Source organism: Pseudomonas sp. 51_B (assembly GCF_017491595.1).
Taxonomy (GTDB): domain Bacteria; phylum Pseudomonadota; class Gammaproteobacteria; order Pseudomonadales; family Pseudomonadaceae; genus Aquipseudomonas; species Aquipseudomonas promysalinigenes.
In genome coordinates, this window is the sequence record NZ_JAFGYW010000386.1 from 1 (window position 1) to 449 (window position 449).

Sequence of the window (449 nt, forward strand, 5' to 3'; positions counted from 1 at the left end):
GGCGCGGTTTTTCGAAGTCGTAGTCGCGGCGGGTGGTGCGGCTGGTGCGGGTTTCCAGGCGCAGGTCGAAACGCTTGATCACCGGGTTGCTGGCGACCATGCCGGAGTCTTGCTGATAGGGCACAGGTGCCAGTTTCGGGAACACCGTCTGGTCGTCGCCGAACACCAACTTGTGCGCGTTGGCGCTGTGCTGGAAGTGGAAGTGAATGCCTTCTTCCTCGCACAGGCGCTGGATGAAGTGCAGATCCGACTCGTCGTATTGCACGCAGTAGATGCGCTCGGGATAGATCGAGCCGGTCTTGAATTCGTAGGCGTTGCTTTGAATGCCGTGCTCTTCGAGCACCATGCCGATGATTTTCGGCACGCTGAGGTTCTGGAAGATGCGCTGGTTGATGCGGTGCGCCAGGTACGCCAGTTGCGGGCGCAGGGTCACCGAATAACGGGTCAAG

Annotated in this window: 1 protein-coding gene; it reads right to left on the bottom strand. The window is 59.9% G+C overall.

Going from position 1 to position 449, the window contains the following annotated elements:
- A partial coding sequence (locus J5M56_RS25360; RefSeq protein ID WP_279381850.1) for a contractile injection system protein, VgrG/Pvc8 family occupies positions 1-449 on the bottom strand: 449 nt, incomplete at both ends.